Source organism: Cytobacillus firmus NBRC 15306, assembly GCF_001591465.1.
GTDB lineage: Bacteria > Bacillota > Bacilli > Bacillales > Cytobacillaceae > Cytobacillus > Cytobacillus firmus.
Map to the genome: position 1 here is coordinate 22,009 of NZ_BCUY01000022.1, position 17,305 is coordinate 39,313.

The 17,305-nt window shown below is 43.4% G+C and carries 15 protein-coding genes, 2 pseudogenes and 1 riboswitch; of the genes and pseudogenes, 7 read left to right on the forward strand and 10 right to left on the reverse strand.

Features of this window, described 5'->3' with window-relative positions:
* Positions 1-22: 22 nt before the first annotated feature.
* The 4 genes from tatC to BFI01S_RS08680 are packed head-to-tail and all read right to left on the reverse strand — an operon-like array spanning position 23 to position 3,512.
* Positions 23-751: a twin-arginine translocase subunit TatC gene (tatC, locus tag BFI01S_RS08665; protein WP_061792258.1), complete on the reverse strand. Its 729-nt coding sequence runs from the start codon at positions 749-751 to the stop codon at positions 23-25.
* A 14-nt stretch (positions 752-765) separates the two neighbouring features.
* Positions 766-984 carry a twin-arginine translocase TatA/TatE family subunit gene (tatA, locus tag BFI01S_RS08670; protein ID WP_061792259.1) on the reverse strand — a complete coding sequence of 73 codons (219 nt, stop codon included), beginning with the start codon at positions 982-984 and terminating at the stop codon, positions 766-768.
* 27 nt (positions 985-1,011) lie between these two features.
* Positions 1,012-2,721: a GMC family oxidoreductase gene (locus tag BFI01S_RS08675; RefSeq protein ID WP_061792260.1), complete on the reverse strand. Its 1,710-nt coding sequence runs from the start codon at positions 2,719-2,721 to the stop codon at positions 1,012-1,014.
* Positions 2,722-2,747: 26 nt separating this feature from the next.
* A complete protein-coding gene (locus BFI01S_RS08680; protein ID WP_061792261.1) occupies positions 2,748-3,512 on the reverse strand; it encodes a gluconate 2-dehydrogenase subunit 3 family protein in 765 nt (254 codons plus the stop codon).
* 434 nt (positions 3,513-3,946) lie between these two features.
* Here BFI01S_RS08680 and BFI01S_RS08685 point away from each other — a divergent pair, with 434 nt between their 5' ends.
* Positions 3,947-4,672 (forward strand): 5-formyltetrahydrofolate cyclo-ligase, encoded by a 726-nt coding sequence (locus BFI01S_RS08685; RefSeq protein ID WP_061792262.1) that lies wholly within the window; start codon positions 3,947-3,949, stop codon positions 4,670-4,672.
* An 11-nt stretch (positions 4,673-4,683) separates the two neighbouring features.
* Here the strand turns inward: BFI01S_RS08685 and BFI01S_RS08690 are convergent.
* The 3 genes and pseudogenes from BFI01S_RS08690 to mscL all read right to left on the reverse strand — a co-directional run.
* Positions 4,684-5,121: pseudogene (locus BFI01S_RS08690) on the reverse strand (AhpC/TSA family protein); the annotation flags it as partial.
* Positions 5,122-5,340: 219 nt separating this feature from the next.
* Complete coding sequence (locus BFI01S_RS08695; RefSeq protein WP_061792264.1) at positions 5,341-5,982, reverse strand: Bax inhibitor-1/YccA family protein; 642 nt, start codon at positions 5,980-5,982, stop codon at positions 5,341-5,343.
* Between the two features lie 70 nt (positions 5,983-6,052).
* The gene (gene mscL / locus BFI01S_RS08700) at positions 6,053-6,424 is read right to left on the reverse strand and encodes a large conductance mechanosensitive channel protein MscL (protein ID WP_061792265.1); all 372 of its coding nucleotides are present in this window, start codon (positions 6,422-6,424) and stop codon (positions 6,053-6,055) included.
* A 143-nt stretch (positions 6,425-6,567) separates the two neighbouring features.
* Positions 6,568-6,613, forward strand: a riboswitch (PreQ1 riboswitch).
* Positions 6,614-6,723: 110 nt separating this feature from the next.
* Between mscL and queF the strand changes: the two genes are divergently transcribed.
* The 4 genes from queF (at position 6,724) to BFI01S_RS08720 (ending at position 10,576) form a co-directional block, all read left to right on the forward strand.
* The gene (gene queF / locus BFI01S_RS08705) at positions 6,724-7,221 is read left to right on the forward strand and encodes a preQ(1) synthase (RefSeq protein ID WP_061792266.1); all 498 of its coding nucleotides are present in this window, start codon (positions 6,724-6,726) and stop codon (positions 7,219-7,221) included.
* A gap of 159 nt (positions 7,222-7,380) precedes the next feature.
* Entirely contained in the window at positions 7,381-7,671 is a 291-nt protein-coding gene (locus BFI01S_RS08710) for a YhdT family protein (RefSeq protein WP_061792267.1), read from the forward strand.
* Positions 7,668-9,110, forward strand: coding sequence for a sodium/pantothenate symporter (panF, locus tag BFI01S_RS08715; RefSeq protein ID WP_061792268.1), 1,443 nt, complete (start codon positions 7,668-7,670; stop codon positions 9,108-9,110). Before BFI01S_RS08710 ends, panF begins: the two co-directional genes overlap by 4 nt.
* Before the next feature lie 272 nt (positions 9,111-9,382).
* Complete coding sequence (locus BFI01S_RS08720; RefSeq protein WP_061792269.1) at positions 9,383-10,576, forward strand: hypothetical protein; 1,194 nt, start codon at positions 9,383-9,385, stop codon at positions 10,574-10,576.
* A 25-nt stretch (positions 10,577-10,601) separates the two neighbouring features.
* On the opposite strand, the gene BFI01S_RS08725 is transcribed toward BFI01S_RS08720, so the two are convergent.
* From BFI01S_RS08725 to BFI01S_RS08730, 3 genes and pseudogenes are all read right to left on the reverse strand, one after another.
* On the reverse strand, positions 10,602-11,834 hold the full coding sequence (locus BFI01S_RS08725) for an aminopeptidase (RefSeq protein ID WP_061792270.1): 1,233 nt from the start codon (positions 11,832-11,834) through the stop codon (positions 10,602-10,604).
* A gap of 166 nt (positions 11,835-12,000) precedes the next feature.
* Positions 12,001-12,207: pseudogene (locus tag BFI01S_RS22400) on the reverse strand (TIGR00366 family protein); the annotation flags it as partial.
* A gap of 96 nt (positions 12,208-12,303) precedes the next feature.
* Positions 12,304-14,397: a DNA topoisomerase III gene (locus BFI01S_RS08730; protein WP_061792271.1), complete on the reverse strand. Its 2,094-nt coding sequence runs from the start codon at positions 14,395-14,397 to the stop codon at positions 12,304-12,306.
* A gap of 191 nt (positions 14,398-14,588) precedes the next feature.
* On the opposite strand from BFI01S_RS08730, the gene BFI01S_RS08735 reads away from it, so the two are divergent.
* On the forward strand, positions 14,589-15,434 hold the full coding sequence (locus BFI01S_RS08735; protein WP_061792272.1) for an STAS domain-containing protein: 846 nt from the start codon (positions 14,589-14,591) through the stop codon (positions 15,432-15,434).
* A 356-nt stretch (positions 15,435-15,790) separates the two neighbouring features.
* On the forward strand, positions 15,791-17,284 hold the full coding sequence (hutH, locus tag BFI01S_RS08740; protein ID WP_172581949.1) for a histidine ammonia-lyase: 1,494 nt from the start codon (positions 15,791-15,793) through the stop codon (positions 17,282-17,284).
* Positions 17,285-17,305 lie beyond the last annotated feature (21 nt).

Consider the following 17,305-nt stretch of genomic DNA (forward strand, 5'->3'; position numbering starts at 1 on the left):
TCAGAAGGAGAATTAAACTCTTTTAGATTTCACTGGATGGTGTTTCCTGAACAGCTTTCAGTTTCCTGAATTTTACTTTGGATAAAATAACGCCAATTTCATATAGCCCGATAAGAGGCACGAGGACTAGAATCTGTGAAAATAAATCTGGTGGTGTAATGAGAGCTGATACAACAGCCATGATCAAATAAGCATATTTTCGCATTGAGCTGAGCATGGCTGGGGTGACAATGCCGATTGTTGTCAAAAACAATAACAGCAAAGGCACTTCAAACAGAAAACCAAAAGGAATGGTCGACATTAAAAGAAACGAAAAATACTCCCTGGCCGTGATCATCATCGCAAAATGTGATTCACCTAATAGCATTAAAAACTGATAAATGGCAGGAAATATAATAAAAAATCCGAAGCCAAGCCCGCCTATAAAGCTGAAAAGGATGGCCGGGAAAAACATTAAAGATACTCTGCTTTCTTTTTCCGTTAAAGCAGGTTTTACAAATAGCCAGATCTGATAGGAAATGAAAGGAAGCGAAAGCCCCAGGCTGATGCTTCCTGCAATTCCTGTGTACAGCTTAATGACATCCAGCGGTCCAAGCATAACAAGCTCATGATCGTTTGCCAGCATAGGGATCAGCCGGTTGATGAAAAACAGACATAGGGTAAAGCTGATAATAAAGAAAATCAGAGATCGAATCAGTACTTTTCTCAGGTCTGTTAAATGTTCTACAAGGGTTTGTTCGTCCGTTTTCATTCTAAACCCTCCTGTTAAAGCGGTTTATCCTTCCGGTCAGCCGTTTCAATTGAACGTGTTTTTGAATCAGGTTCATCATCATCGCTCATAATTTCTCTGGCTGATTTTTTGAATTCTGATAAGGTCCTTCCAAATGCAGATCCGATTTCCGGAAGTTTTTTTGGCCCAAAGATAATTAAGGTTATAACCAGGATGATAATCAATCCGGGTATTCCGATATTTGAAAGCCCCATGATATTCACTCCTTATTTAGAATTTTTTTATGCAAGCAGGCCGCCCTCTTTGCTATATTTAATGATTCCTTCAGCAGCACGATAAGCGAGTGCCCCAACGGTTCCTGTCGGATTATAACCTCCGTTGTGAGGGAAAGCGGATGCGCCAACGACAAAGACATTCTCAGCATCCCACATTTGGAGATAGTTATTTACGGCTGATGTTTCAGGCTCAGCCCCCATGATGACACCGCCTGTATTGTGTGTAGTCTGGTAAGGGACGATATCGTAATGCTCAAGCTGCTGCCGGTCGTTAATTTTTGACGGTCCCATTTCCTTCATGATGTTGCCTGTGATTTTTCCAATATAGTTATAAAGATTCTTATCCTGTTCTGTGAAATCGTATGTCAGACGAAGCAGGGGAAGTCCGTAAGCATCTTTATAAGAAGGATCGAGATCCATAAAATTGTGCTTCACAGGCATGGAAGCCCCCTGTGTGCCGATGCTCAAGGCTCTTGTGAAATATTTGATAGAGTTCTCCTTGAACTTGCTGCCCCATTTCGGTGTATCAGCCGGAACCATATTATATTGAATCGGACGGTATCCTGACTGGTTGATAGATATGGAGCCGCCATGGATAAAGTCAAGATCCGAGTGGTCAAAATTGTCTCCATTGTAATCATCCACAGTTGCACCAAGGGCACCGGCACCCATGAAGGTGTTAAATTGTTCTTCATCGAAAAAGCCCGCTGACCCGGGAAGGATCTGATAGCAATAGTTCTTCCCGATCACCCCTGTGCCTGTATCAGGATTGTATGGACGTCCCAATTTGGATGTCAGCAGCAGGCGGGTGTTATTCATGACATAGCTGGTCAGAATAACCATTTCAGCCGGCTGAATGAATTCTTCTTTTGTCTGGACATCCACATAGCGCACACCGGTTGCTTTTTTGCCGTCGTGAATAATTTCCGTTACATTCGCAAAGTTGCGGATATCCACATTTCCCGTTTCTTTGGCAAATGGAATAACGGCTACAGTCGGATCTGCCTTTGCACCATATTCACAGCCGAAGCGTTCGCAAAACGCACAATATTGGCATGGAGCCAGTTTGGCTCCATATTGGTTTTCATAAGCCTCGCTCATATTGCCCGATGGCATTTGGTAAGGTTTCATCCCCAATGATTTCGCGGCCTTTTTAAATCTTGCTGTAATAGGTGTTTCCTTCATTGGAGGATTTGGGAACGGATCTGCTCTTTTTGGCCCCAGTTCACCTTCTTCTCCGCCAATACCTGCATCCTTTTCAAATTCATAGAAATAAGGCTCTAATTCATCGTATGTAATGCCCCAATCCTGAATTTGAAGACCTTTGATCTTGGATTCGCCATATTTTTTAACTGTCTGTGACTTGATTTCAAAATCATATGGCAAAAAGCGGAAAGTATGACCATTCCAGTGAACACCGGACCCTCCTAAGCCTTCGCCCAGCAAAAAGGAGCCAAGCTGGCGCATGGGAAGGGCTCGTTCCTTCCCGTGGTTGCGGAATGTGATCGTTTCTTTAGAGAGATCCTGCATTAATTCATAGCGGATTCCATAGCGCAGTTCATCATGGACCACATAGTAGTCCTTGACGCCGCGCTCTTTTCCACGCTCCAGGCCGACAACTTTTAATCCCTGTTTCCCAAGTTCAGCCGCAATGATTCCGCCGGCCCAGCCTACTCCTACAATGACTGCATCCGTTTTTGGCAATGTTTTTGCCATGTTTACCACTTCCTTAAAAGATAGTACTATTTCGTATATGAATGGAGGCTGTTTGGTTTAATTTTCACAAATTTTTCAGACTCAATTTGATTGATATAGCTCATTTGATGGCCAGGAAAGTCTTTCATTTTCCAGCCTTCCATATTTTTGTTTCCGGCATAGGCAGGATCTGCATATACACCTTCAATGGTGGCGGCCCGGAGAATATTAAAGAACGTCCTTGAAGTAACACCCCGGAGCTTCACTTTATCCTCTTCAAAGGCTGTAAGAATTTCATCCTGCTGTTCGCCCTCCAGTTCAGCAAATGGCTTCTTGAACTTTTCATTGCTGTAGGTTTGCAGGGCAGCAAGTCCGACATCAAATACTTCATGCCGTTTTAAAGGGGACTGGTAGCCCTGAAAGTTCGACCCTGGAAAGAACGGACCCTGCATATATTCCCTTGTATTATTGCCCCATGAGCCCGCAAGCTGATGGTCGATAAAAAATGGAACATCCAAATCATTGGCACCAGGGCCATTTTCATCCTTTGGATAAATTCTCTCAACGGCTGCCTGCAGGATTCCGAATGTCTCGGGGTTTGTGAAATATAAAGGAGACTGCTGATAGGTAACCTGATCATGCCCGTTTGTATGGGCATTCTCTTCCGTTGCTGTACCGTCTTTGTTCATGTTTGCACCAATTAAGCCGCCAAGAATACCGCCTCCTACTAAACCGCCGGCAACTAACCCGGAATTGCGGATGAATCTCCTCCTGGACATGGTTGATTCTTGTTTTTGTTCATGTTCAGACATTTATATGGAAACCTCCTTTTATTTGCCATTATGGAGAAAAATATACTTGTCTAAACAGTTTGATAGAATTATTTTATAAGGGGGTTCTTAAGGCATTAAAAAAGATGCAAACCGATTGGTCTGCACCTTTTTTAAGTCCGAATGACGGACAGCCTGGAGATTACGATTTGCATAGGGCCGAACCGATTTTAAATATATCGGTTATAGACGAGAGTGCCTTTCGAACGCTCTGCAAACCCTCCTTGGTTTCTTGCAATGCCAATGACGAACCTTGAAGTCGCTGTTACGCTTTTCATCGTCAACCAGTCCCTTCCGTTTTGTTATTGGCCTTGCATTATTTGTTTACCCCGTGAACTTGTCTTAAAACCTGTTTATTTAAAAAATTGGAGTTTTTTTCTTTAATAGATAAAATGAAAGAAAGGAAGTGAAACACGATGAAAACGAAGAAAGAAATCCGTGAGTACATATGGAATTTTCTTGAGGAGAACAAGCTTGGCCGCTTTCCGTTTCCTTTAACGAATAGAATTCCCAATTTCAAAGGAGCTGAAAAAGCGGCTGCATTTGTTTTTACTATGCCTGAGTATAAAGAGGCTAAGGTCATTAAGGTAAATCCTGATTCTCCTCAGCTGCCGGTCCGCACCCAAATTCTGAAAGATGGAAAGACATTGCTGGTTCCCACTCCACGGCTGAAAGCAGGCTTTATTATGGTAAAGCCGGAATGGGTACCAGCGGGGGAGGAGCGGAAAGCAGCGAGCCTTAAGCATATTCACTCATACGGAAAAGAAGTTCCCCTCACACAATTGCCGAAGATTGATTTGTTTTTTGCCGGATCAGTGGGGCTTCACCGGGATGGCCGGCGGGTCGGAAAAGGGGAGGGCTACGCTGACCGGGAGTATGCGATTATCCGGGAACTGGGGAATCCTGAAATCCCCGTGATTGGAACGGTTAACAGCGCCCAGGTGACAGAGGCAGATATCCCGAGGGATCCTTATGATCTGACTGTCGACTGGATTGCAACTGAAAAGGAACTGATCAAAACCAATACGTCCTATCCAAAACCAACCGGGATTCAATGGGATCTTGTAACGGAGAAGGAAATGGAAGAGATGCCGGTTTTGCGTGAAATATGGGAGATCACAAAAGGAAAGGCAGCCAAGTAATTGGCTGCCTTTTAAGCTTTAACTTCGTCCATTTTCTTTAAAACATCATCAATCTTTGCGTGATTTTCAGGGGATTCATCAATATGATTCCATAAAATTTTTCCCTGTGGCGAGAAAAGCCATGTCCCGCCCTGAATGTAGACATCCTGAGTTTTCATGGATTTCATGACAAACTCCTTTTGTTTTTCATCCTTAGGGATAAAGCCGCCGACTTTTCCTGTAATAAACCCAAGTGCTGCTTTTGAAAGAAGCTTCCACTTTGGCATGGTTTTATGTCCCATTCCTCTATAAGCTTCCCGGGAAGGGTCGCCGAGGATCGGAAAAGGGAACGGACCGAATTGCTCAAGGAATTGACTGATAAAGGTTCCTTTCGAAGGAGCAATGACAATGACTTGAAATCCTTTAGCTTCTACTTCATTTATGCGCTCGCGCAACTGCGCAAGATATTCCCGGCAGACCGGTCAGCCAAGATGGCGGACGAAGACAGCCATTGTGTACTGGCTGATGATGGCCTGTTCAAGCGTAATATTTTTATCAGGATGCTGGGTTTCTAAAATATATTTCATGAATATCCCGCCTTTCGGATTTACATCTGATCATACCTAATTCTTTTGAAGGAATAAAGAATTGCGGCTTGCACATAAAAAAACAGGAGTTCGCACTCCTGTTTAGTCCCGGCTCCCCAATATCCCAAAAATGCGCAGGATATTAATGAACAGGTTGATAAAATCAAGATATAGGTTAAGGGCCATCAAAGGCACTTCTTCCGGAGACACTCCATACTGCTTCATGCGGTTGAAGTCGAATAGCACATATCCGCTGAACACGAGCACTCCAATGAAGGAGAACGCGAGCATCGCGTTAGAGCTTAATGGCCAGATGAGACTGAAAATTCCAATCGCAATAAGAGCGAGCAATGCCGCCATCAGCATGCCGCCAAGGAAAGATAGGTCCCGCTTGGTTGTCGAAGCATATACGGCTAAGCCTGTGAACACAACTGTTGTGGTCGCAAGTGCTGTTAAAACAGTGTTAGGTCCAATAGCAGCCAGGTAGTGGGCAACAATCGGGTAGGTCGTCATCCCTGAAATAAATGTAAATACATAAAGGAATGTATACCCAATAGCTTTTTTGCGGCGAAGCAGGAAAGCGAATAGCAGCATTCCGAGTTCAAGAAGCATTAGCGGCAAAAACAGGGCTGGAGGGATGAAAACACCCGCCATCGTTCCGGTAAATGCAATCCCCAATGATAAGGCAAACGCCCGTAAGACAGAAGGCAAATAACTGTTATTTGCAGTATGCTGTACATACATTTTTTCATTTCTCCTCTAAATTCATTTTGTATATGTATATACGACTGAGCTATTATTTAAGTTTCATTAATTATTTATTTTTTAAAAGGTCCCTTATTTCAGTTAAAAGCTCAATATTTTTATCCACAGCTGGTGCAGGTGCTGCTTCCTCTTTCTTTTTGAAACGATTGTTAATAATCCTGATAAAAACGAAAATGGAGAATGCCACGATGAAGAAATCCACCACATTCTGTATGAATAAACCGTATTTCACTTGTGCTCCGCCGACTTTCACCATCAAATCCGTAAAGTCAACTCCGCCCATCAGCAATCCGACAAGCGGCATAATGATATCATCTACAAGAGAAGATACAATCTTTCCGAAGGCCGCTCCAATTACAACCCCAACCGCCAAATCCAGGACATTTCCCTTTAGGGCGAATTTTTTAAACTCATTCCACATAACAAGTCACCTTTCTTTCAAAAAATTACTGTTATTATACTATGAAGAAGGTATGAAAACCAGATAGGGAATGACCTATTGACAGAAACAGGCTTTTTCTCTATAGTAACTATGACAATTATATTTCTATCATTCCCGTGTGAGCGGGAGAGGTTCATAGCTTCACCCTCTATAAAAAACTATGGCTTTGATTATAATAATCAACCATATCCATGAGAGGATATGGTTTTATTTTTCAAGCTGTACTTTTCGGACCTCTCTTTAGGATCAGCGGGATCATATAAAGGGAGGCTATTTTTATGTCAGGAAGAAAAGATGAGGAATTAACGGATATTACATTGTTGGGAAATCAGGGTACTAACTATCTTTTTGAATATGCTCCTGAGATTCTGGAGGCTTTTGATAATAAGCATCCGAACCGCGATTATTTTGTTAAGTTTAATTGTCCTGAGTTTACGAGCCTTTGCCCGAAAACAGGCCAGCCGGATTTTGCGACCATCTATATCAGCTATATTCCGGATCAAAAGATGGTAGAGAGCAAGTCATTAAAGCTATATCTTTTCAGCTTCAGAAATCACGGAGATTTCCATGAGGATTGCATGAACATCATTATGAATGATCTTATCGAATTAATGGATCCCCGCTATATTGAGGTTTGGGGGAAATTCACACCACGTGGAGGAATCTCCATCGATCCGTATTGCAACTACGGTAAGCCGGGGACGAAATATGAAAAAATGGCCGATTACCGCTTGATGAACCATGATCTATATCCGGAGACAATTGACAATCGCTAAACCATAGCTTGCTTAAAGTTCATTTTTAAAATAATATCAAAAAAGGCAGAGGAATCTGCTTTTTTTGTTGCAGAAAATATACATAAGTGGGATTATATTTAGGGAATATTCTGTATTTTAATAGAGCAGTACAATAATAAAGCTCTGAAAGGGGACATAATGAAGAAAAGCATACATAAAAAAGATCCTCGCTTTAAGATTGCAGAGAAAGAAGCGTGGATTGGCATTGGTCTCGTACTCTTTAATTTTATTTGGTGGTATGGGTTTGCCTATGGGCTGGGGTCCGAACCTGCCGATGAGTATACATTCATCATGGGGATGCCTGCCTGGTTTTTCTGGAGCTGTGTAGCCGGATTTGTCGTCATGGTGATACTGGTATCAGCAGCTGTGAAATTCCTGTTTAAGGAAGTTCCGTTCGAAGAAAACGGGGAAGGGGGAGAATCCGAATGAACTGGCAGGTTATTGCTCCTCTTATCTTCTTTTTAATCATTATTTTTCTGGTGGGTTTATGGTCCAGCAGAAAGATTGATGCGAGCAGTTCGTTTCTGCAGGATTATTTTCTTGGAGGAAGGCAGCTGGGCGGTTTTATTCTGGCCATGACCATGATTGCCACCTACGGAAGTGCCAGCAGTTTCATTGGGGGTCCTGGTGTTGCATACACACAGGGCCTAGGCTGGGTATTGCTTGCCATGTCACAGGTTGTTACTGGTTATTTCGTCCTCATGGTTCTGGGGAAAAAATTTGCAATTACAGCAAGAAAGTATAATGCTGTAACACTCATCGATTTTCTGAAAGAAAGATATAACAGCAAATGGGTTGTCTGGCTATCCTCCCTCAGCATCATTATTTTCCTGTTTTCCGCCATGGCTGCCCAATGGGTTGGCGGAGCAAGATTAATTGAATCACTGACAGGATTAAGCTATTTATCGGCTTTGTTTATTTTCGCAGCTTCTGTCATGGTCTATGTTGTCATAGGCGGTTTCCGGGCTGTTGCCCTAACGGATGCCGTTCAGGGCGGGATAATGTTTATCGGAACCATGATCCTTCTGGTTGCCGTTATTGTGGCAGGTGGAGGAATACCGAATATTATCAGCGATCTGTCTTCAGAAAACCCGAATCTGATTACACCGTTTGGCTTTGATGGCGGATTGACCCCTTTATATGTATCCTCATTCTGGATTCTGGTTGGAGTGGGGGTTGTAGGTCTTCCTCAGGTTGCGGTAAGGGCCATGTCTTATAAAAATGCCAGAGCCATGCATAGGGCCATTATCATCGGAACAATCGTGGTCGGCTTTATCATGCTTGGCATGCATTTAATTGGCGTGTTTGCCCGGCCGATTCTTCCCGGAATTGAAGTGGGGGATAAAGTTATGCCGATGATTGCCATGGAAGTCCTTCCACCATGGCTTGCGGGAATTGTGCTGGCTGCACCGATGGCTGCCATCATGTCAACAGTGGATTCCCTGCTCCTTCTGGTCAGCTCGGCGATTGTTAAAGATGTGTATATTAATTACATTAAACCTGATACTGAAGAAAGCACGGTTAAGAAAATGAGTTTTGCAGTCACAGCCCTGCTGGGGGTTCTGGTATGCATCATGGCGCTCAGTCCGCCCGATTTGCTGATCTGGCTGAATCTCTTTTCTTTTGGAGGACTGGAAGCAGCATTCATATGGCCTGTTGTGCTGGGCCTTTATTGGGCGAAGGGAAATAAATATGGTGCAGTGGCCTCCATGATAACAGGAACGGCTTCCTATATTTTATTCCATACTTTTTATCCCAATGCTTTAGGCATGAATACAGTCGTATTGCCTATTGCTTTATCACTGGCAGCTTATATAGCTGTAAGCCTATTTACCGAAAATACAGCACCTGCAGCAGCAGAAATTTAACCAAGAGGCTTCGGAGAGTTTTTCCGGGGCCTCTCGTATTAACCTGCAAAATGCCTATAGATAGGGCCCTCGGCACTTTAATCAAACGTTTGATTGAAGCAGGAGAAGAGTCATATATAAAGGATAAGGGAGGAAATCCATGTTTTTGTAAAAAAATGAGCATATTGATAGGTTTGTAGAAACGATCCCTATTTGTTACACTTAATAAGTTGAAACGTAATTGTAACATTTGACTTTAAATGGAAATGTTTTTTAACATTAGGGAGAATATAATGAAAAATTTTATAAATATGATTATGATTGCCATGCTGTCATCCGTTATAGCAGGCTGCTCAAGTGAAATAAATGCATCTTTAAATACAGAAGAAATAAAGCTTGAAAAAGAAGATAAAGTGGAAGCAGAAAATAGTATATCTGTACAAGAGGATGGAAAAGAGAAAAAAGATACGGTTTGGCTTGAACGCAAGTCATTATTCCAGTTTGACGCAGCAGACGGGAAACTGAAATATACTGTTTATCTTTTTTCGGAAGACGAAAGAAGAACCATTCTGGAAGAGGACAGTGCGAAAGGAAAGAAAGGCGATTCTTATTTTACAGGACATTATTCAGTTTATCTTGCTGAGAAAGGGTCAAAAGAAGCTTATAAACAAGCAGCTCTTAATGACAGTTCTGAAATGTCCTTTAATCCTTCAAAGGAACAGGTTTACACTCAGAAAATGAGGAACAAAACCATTATCTCGATCTTTCAGTCCAAGGGGGAAAATTTAGTTAAGGGCCAGATGCTGGCGATTAAAGATGGTGAAGTGCAAAGAATCAGCACAGAAAAAGACATGACCACTACCTCCAAAGCGAAAATAAAAAACATTAATCAAAAGTATCTTCAAACGGCCCAAAATAAGAATGATGGCTGGGTTATTTCAACATGGCTTTTTAATGAGGAAGCCCATTCAATGAGCCTGCACGACCGAATCGAGCTTTCCAAAGAAGATCAATCTGATATCGACTGGATGAATCTATGGCTGAAAAAGGAAGCCCTTTACTATCCTTTTAAAAACCTGGCACTCAGTGGGGATGCCATTGAGAAAGCAAAACAGGGAATCCCGCTCGGAAGTCCATTTCCGATTGGCACAAACATATCTGAAATTAAAAAGTCAGATCCAAACTTTGTTGAAGAGGGGTTTGAAGCTGGCAGCCCTTTTGTGATGTATCCTGAAATTACCTATTATTTTGAACGGGAAACCGGAAACGTAACAGCTATTTCCATTCCTGGACAGCGGGTGAGAACGTCAATGGACGAGATTACTGCCATGTTCGGCACTCCAGCGGAGGTTAAGGAAGAGAAGCTGTCAGGTGAAACCATCTCCATCTACCCGGCAGATAAATATTCCATCGATATGATTTCTGATTTAGAAGGAAACGTCAGTGAAATCGTATTAAGGAAAACAAAAAATCATGCGGGCCAATGACCGCATGATTTTTGGCGCTTCCGCTTTAAAATGCCCAGTCTCCATTTCTGAATACAGGTTCAGCTTTGCCGTCTTCAGTGATTCCATCGATATCCATTTCAGCGGAACCGATCATGAAATCAACATGTGTTAAGCTTTCGTTCAAGCCGTTTTCAGCCAGTTCTTCACTGGACATTTTCTTGCCGCCTTCAATACAGAATGCATACGCACTGCCGATGGCAAGGTGGTTGGAAGCATTTTCATCGAATAAAGTATTATAGAAAAGCAGATTCGATTTGGAAATTGGCGAGTTGAAAGGAACCAGGGCCACTTCACCAAGATAGTGGGAGCCTTCATCTGTCTCAACCAGCTGCTTGAGGATTTCTTCTCCTTCTTCTGCTTTCACATCTACAATCCGGCCGTTTTCAAATGTCAGGCTGAAGTTATCGATGATGTTTCCGCCATAGCTTAACGGCTTTGTGCTGGAAACTGTACCGTTCACACCTGTCTTGTATGGTACTGTGAACACTTCTTCAGTCGGCATGTTTGCCATGAATTCGTGTCCCTGTTCATTTACACTGCCTGCACCGACCCATAAATGGCCTTTTGGAAGCTCGATTGTCAGGTCTGTCCCTGGAGCTTTATAATGAAGCTTCTGATAACGCTTGCTGTTTAAATAATCCACTTTTTCATGAAGTGTTTCGTCATGCTTTTTCCAGGCTTCGACCGGGTTATCCAAGTCAGCGCGAGTGGCTTTGAAAATTGCGTCCCATAGCATTTCCACTCTGGATTCCTCCGGAGCTTCAGGGAATACCATGTTTGCCCATGCTTTAGATGGAGCTGCTATGACTGTCCAGCTCACTTTATCGGACTGAATGAATTTACGGTATTTTGCAAGCGCCTGTCCGGCTGCTTTCTGGAAGCTTGCGATTCGTTCTGATTTCACACCTTTCAGCAAATCAGGGCTTGCTGAAACGATTGACATGAATGCCGCACCCTTCTCAGCTAAATCTTCGACTTCCTTGGCACGCCATTCCGGGTATTCCGAGAAAGACTCATCCGGTGCCAAATCGTACTTTGTGCGTGTGACGGCATCATCGCTCCAGTTCACAACTACGTTATGAGCTCCTGCTTCATATGCCTTTTTAACAATTGTACGAACCAGTTCAGCTGCATCAAGCGTTGTGTTAATAACAAGTGTCTGACCCTTTTGTACATTTACCCCGACCTTCACCGCAAGCTCTGCGTATTTCTCTAAATTGGTTTGAATTTGACTCATTATGTATTCTCCTTTTGTCAGAATCTTCATTTTCATTGTAGCTGTTCTGTCCGGAAAAAGAAACCTATTGAACTGAATATCATACTGCAGAACTTCCGGTCTCCATCTCCGGGCGGAGGAAAAGAGAGACAGCCAAACCCTGGCAGGGCTTGGCTGTCTCTATTAATTAATATACAAAAATCATTAAAATGGTCGTAACAATGCCCACCCATATGGCCAGCAGTGCACAGTAGCCCATAATATGACGAATATGTAGGCCGACTACACTTAAAATAGGAAGTGCCTAGAAAGGCTGGATCAGGTTCGTCCAGGCATCACCCCAGCCTACCGCCATAGCCGTAATGGCGGGGTCCACACCCAGCTGCAGCCCGGCAGCCTGTCATCAAGAGAAGCACCATTTGCATGGTAGAGGACAAGCTGTGTATGCCAGTTCATATAGAAAAGCCCCGGCGGAAGCCAGGGCTATACATTAATCTTTATCTTCCATTGCGGCCTTCAGCAAATCACCAAGGCTTGTTCCAAAGGACTCTTCCTTCTGGGTATATTTCTGAACAAGTTTTCGTTCTTCGCGTTTGTTGACTGCTTTCTTTTTGTCCTGGGCTTTCTCCACCACATTGCATGAGCGGCATTGGAAGTAGGCGCCTGCCTTGCCCTGGTGGATCTCCATTTTTTTGCGGCACTGAGGGCATCGGCGGTTTGAAAGCTTTGGATCCTTGCGCTTTCGGAAACTGCAATCAAGGTTGGAGCAGACAAGTATTTTTCCGTCCTTTGTATTCCTTTCTTTCAGGAAGGAATCGCATTCCGGACATTTTGAGCCAGTGAGATTATGGGCACGGTACGATTTATCGCTCTTTTTAATTTCAGAAACCAATGTCCGTGTCTGCTTGCGGATATTCTGCAGAAACTCTTTGGGATCTGCTTTTCCGCGCGCGATTTTCTCTAATTCCTGTTCCCATTTGGCCGTCAGTTCCGGTGATTTCAGATCTTCATTCACCAGGTCCATCAGCTGTTTACCCTTTTTAGTCGGAAACAGCCGGCCATTTTGTCTTTCAAGAGCTTCGGTTTCAAGAAGCCGTTCAATGATTTCCGCTCTTGTCGCAGGTGTTCCGAGGCTGTACTTTTCCATCTGGGTCAAAATGTCGGCTTCAGAGTAGCGAAGAGGCGGTTCAGTCAGCTTTGCAGAGGACTCGGCACTTTGTATCGTAAAGCTCTGTCCTTTCGAAATATTCCTCAGGCTCTGTTTTTCTATTTCCTCTTCACTATTCCGTTCAACCTTGCGATAACCGGGGTCGATTACGGCCGTTTCCCTGGCTGTGAATGTCTCCCCATTTACATCGATAACAGCATGGACGGTTTCATACTTATAAGGATTATGGAAAATGGCCAGAAATCTGCGCATGATCAACTCGTAAAGCTTACGCTCATCAGGGGACAAATCACCGAGATGCACACGCTCTTCTGTTGGAATAATCGCATGGTGGTCGGTTACCTTTTCATTATTAAAGACTCGCTTAGCAAGGACCCTGCCCTGATTCGCAAGGATTGGCTTCACTTCATCTTTATAGGAAGCGGCAATGCCATGGAGGCGATCCATCATAGTTGCCTCCATATCCTTTGTCAAATAGCGCGAGTCTGTGCGCGGATAGGTGACAAGCTTATGCTGCTCATAAAGTTTCTGAAGCACATTAGATGTTTTCTTGGCAGAGAAGCCGAAACGTTTATTGGCATCACGCTGCAGCTCGGTCAAATCATAGGGAAGCGGCTGCGGCTCTGTTTTTTCCTTCCGGTTAATGGACTGGATAACCGCTTTTTGCCCTTTTACTTTGGAAAGGACATCATCTGCAGCATCTTTGGAAAACAGGCGCTTTTCTCCATTTTTCTCCCAGTCAGCCTGCAGGGGGCCAATGTGGGCACGAATGGTCCAGTACTCTTTAGGAACAAATTTTTGAATGAGCTTTTCCCTTTCCATCACGAGTGCCAGAGTCGGCGTCTGCACACGGCCCGCGGATAGAGGATCCTTGTATTTAGTCGTCAGGGCCCTTGTGACATTCAGGCCAATGAGCCAATCAGCCTCAGCCCGGCACACGGCGGATTCATACAGATCTTCAAATTGTTTTCCGGGCTTAAGATTTTGAAAGCCGTCACGGATGGCACGATCGGTTACAGATGAGATCCATAATCGTTTGATGGTTTTGCGCCAGCGGATTTTCTCGAGTATCCAGCGAGCGACAAGCTCACCTTCACGCCCTGCATCCGTTGCAATGATGATTTCCTTAATATCCTTCCGCTTAGCCAGGTTTTCAATGGCCTTGTACTGATGGCTGGTCTGCTTCATTACTTTTAGACCCATCTGGTCAGGTATAATCGGCAGATCTTCCAGGTTCCAGTTTTTATATTTGCTGTCATAATGCTCCGGCATTTTTAATTCGATTAAGTGGCCAAGAGCCCAAGTGACGATATATTTATCGCCTTCCATATAGCTTTTATGAGATTGCCGGCATCCCAGAACCCGGGCAATTTCACGGGCAACACTGGGCTTTTCAGCAAGAACAAGTGATTTCATAAGTGCTCCTTTCAAATTACATTCAAGCATTTCTGTACAAACTAAGTATAGCTGAAATTTGGGATGGGATAAACTTTGATAGGCAGTGAAGTAAATAACTGCCTAAGTTGTATTGCTTTTCATAAGCCACAATTCATTCTACAATGAACATACCAGTTTGTTTACAAATAGAAAGAGACAAGGTGAAATAAATGAATTCAAAAAATCGGCTGCTTTATGATTACATTCAGGAGAATTCAATAAAAATCACAGATATGTGGCTGTCTTTAAGGGAAAAGCAGAAAGGCTCCATTTATTCTGCAGATGCAGATCCTGCTTATGAAAAACTCCTTAGAGAACAGAATACGTTTACGAACAGCACTGTGTCAGCAGCTTTGCTGGATGAGGATACTTTTAACGAAAATATGGAAGAGTGGGCCATTACAGTAGCGGAGAGCAGGGTGAATTCGAATACACCCATTTATCAAGTGCTTGAGGCATTAAGCCATGTCCGGGAAACCTATTGGCATTTTGTTGAAAAGTTCATCAACGAAAACAAGTCTGAAGTCACAGCAGACGATGTATTGAAATGGAGCACCATCATTAACAGGGCTTTTGATAAACTCATCAATAAATTCTCGGAGAAGTATTATGAATTAACGACTAATCGGCTTGTTGCCCAGCAAACGCTGATCAATGAACTAGGAACGCCGGTCATTCCGGTTATGGATGGTACTGCTATCCTGCCGCTTATTGGCAATATTGACACGGAGCGTGCGCAAATTCTGATGGAAGAAATTCCGAAAAAATGTGCAAAAGAAAATATTGAGCACTTGTTTATTGATTTATCTAGTGTAGCCATTATTGATACGATGGTCGCACATCAAATATTCTCTTTAACGACAGCTCTAAAGCTGTTAGGGGTCAAATCCACCATCTCCGGAATCAGCCCTGAGGTAGCTCAGACTTCCATTCAGCTCGGCCTGGATTTTACGGGTATTGAAACGTATGGAAAATTAAAACATGCTTTAAAAAGACAAGGTGAAAACATAGAATAGAAAAAAGATTGACAAGCCGGCTGAACTTCCGGCTTTTTATATGGAAATAATAAAATACGCTTTACTGTGTTACCATTCTAACAATCTAACTTGTTAAAAAATGGGAAAATATTATTGACATACCTTAATAGGGAACATAAAATTAATTATATTCAGAAAATATAACGAAAATAGGCTGTGATAAAGATGAGACATCTGACAACAGATACTGCAAATAATCTTCTAAAAAAGGCTGTATTTCAAACCTGTGTTTGAGATACAGCCTTTTCTTTATCTCGCTAATGTACCGGGGAGGATATAAAATGGAAAAATTAACAGAATCGATGATGACTTTAACTCACGGGGAGGAGAACAGCGTGGTTACTTTAAATGGAAATACCCTTACTTTGTCTGAAGTCAAACGAGTTCTTTTTGAAGGAGTAAAGGCTGCGGCATCAGTAGAAAGCATGCTTCGTGTAAAAAACAGCCATGAAGCCGTTAGGAGAATTGTGAGTGAAGAAAAAGTTATATACGGAATAAACACCGGTTTTGGCAAATTCAGCGATGTAAGAATTGACCAGGGAGATGTCGAGGATCTTCAGCTGAATTTAATTCGTTCGCATGCCTGCGGAGTAGGGGAGCCGTTCCCTGAGTCTGTCTCAAGAGCAATGCTTCTTTTAAGAGCAAATGCCTTATTGAAAGGATTCTCAGGCGTTCGTCCGGTCGTGATCGAAACTCTTTTAGCACTTGTGAATAAAAGTATCCATCCTGTCATCCCGCAGCAGGGCTCTCTTGGAGCAAGCGGAGATTTGGCGCCTTTATCCCACCTGGCATTAGTATTAATGGGAGAAGGGGAAGTGTTTTACAAGGGGAAAAGGAAGCCTGCGCTTGAAGTGCTTGTTCAGGAAGGAATAGAACCTGTAACCTTACAGGCGAAGGAAGGGCTTGCCCTCATTAACGGCACACAGGCGATGACGGCAATGGGAGTCATTGGTTATCTGGAAGCGGAAAAAATCGCTTATCAAAGTGAGCTGATTGCAGCACTTACAATGGAAGGATTGAACGGCATAATTGATGCGTTTGATGAGAACATCCATCAGGCAAGAGGGTATCAGCAGCAGGTGGATACAGCCAGAAGAATAAGGGAATACCTGTCAGGCAGCAGCCTGATCACAAGACAGGGGGAAATCCGGGTGCAGGACGCCTATTCCATCCGCTGCATTCCGCAGGTGCATGGAGCATCCTGGCAGGCTCTTGACTATGTGAAAGAAAAGCTTGAAATCGAAATGAATGCAGCCACAGATAATCCGCTTATTTTTGAAAATGGGGAAAGCGTCATATCAGGCGGAAACTTTCATGGGCAGCCGATCGCTCTTGCAATGGACTTCATGAAAATCGCGGCAGCGGAACTGGCCAATATTTCAGAGCGCCGCATTGAAAGGCTTGTTAACCCGCAGCTGAGTGATCTGCCGCCATTTTTAAGCCCGGAGCCTGGACTGCAGTCCGGTGCAATGATTCTCCAATATGTGGCAGCATCCCTTGTTTCGGAGAATAAGACACTCGCCCATCCGGCAAGTGTGGATTCGATCCCTTCTTCAGGGAATCAGGAAGACCATGTGAGCATGGGAACTATCGGATCAAGACATGCTTACCAGATCATCCAGAATGTCAATAAAGTACTGGCAATTGAACTGATTTGCGCACTGCAGGCAGCAGAATTCCGGGGTTGTGATAAAATGGCTGACAAAACAAAACGCTTTTACGAAGAAGCTAGAAAAGTGGTGCCTTCCATCACAAAAGACCGCGTATTTTCAAAGGATATTGAAGCATGCGCAGCCTGGCTGAAGGAGATTGAAATTGACGTAATATAAAACAGAAGGGGTCTGAATGTT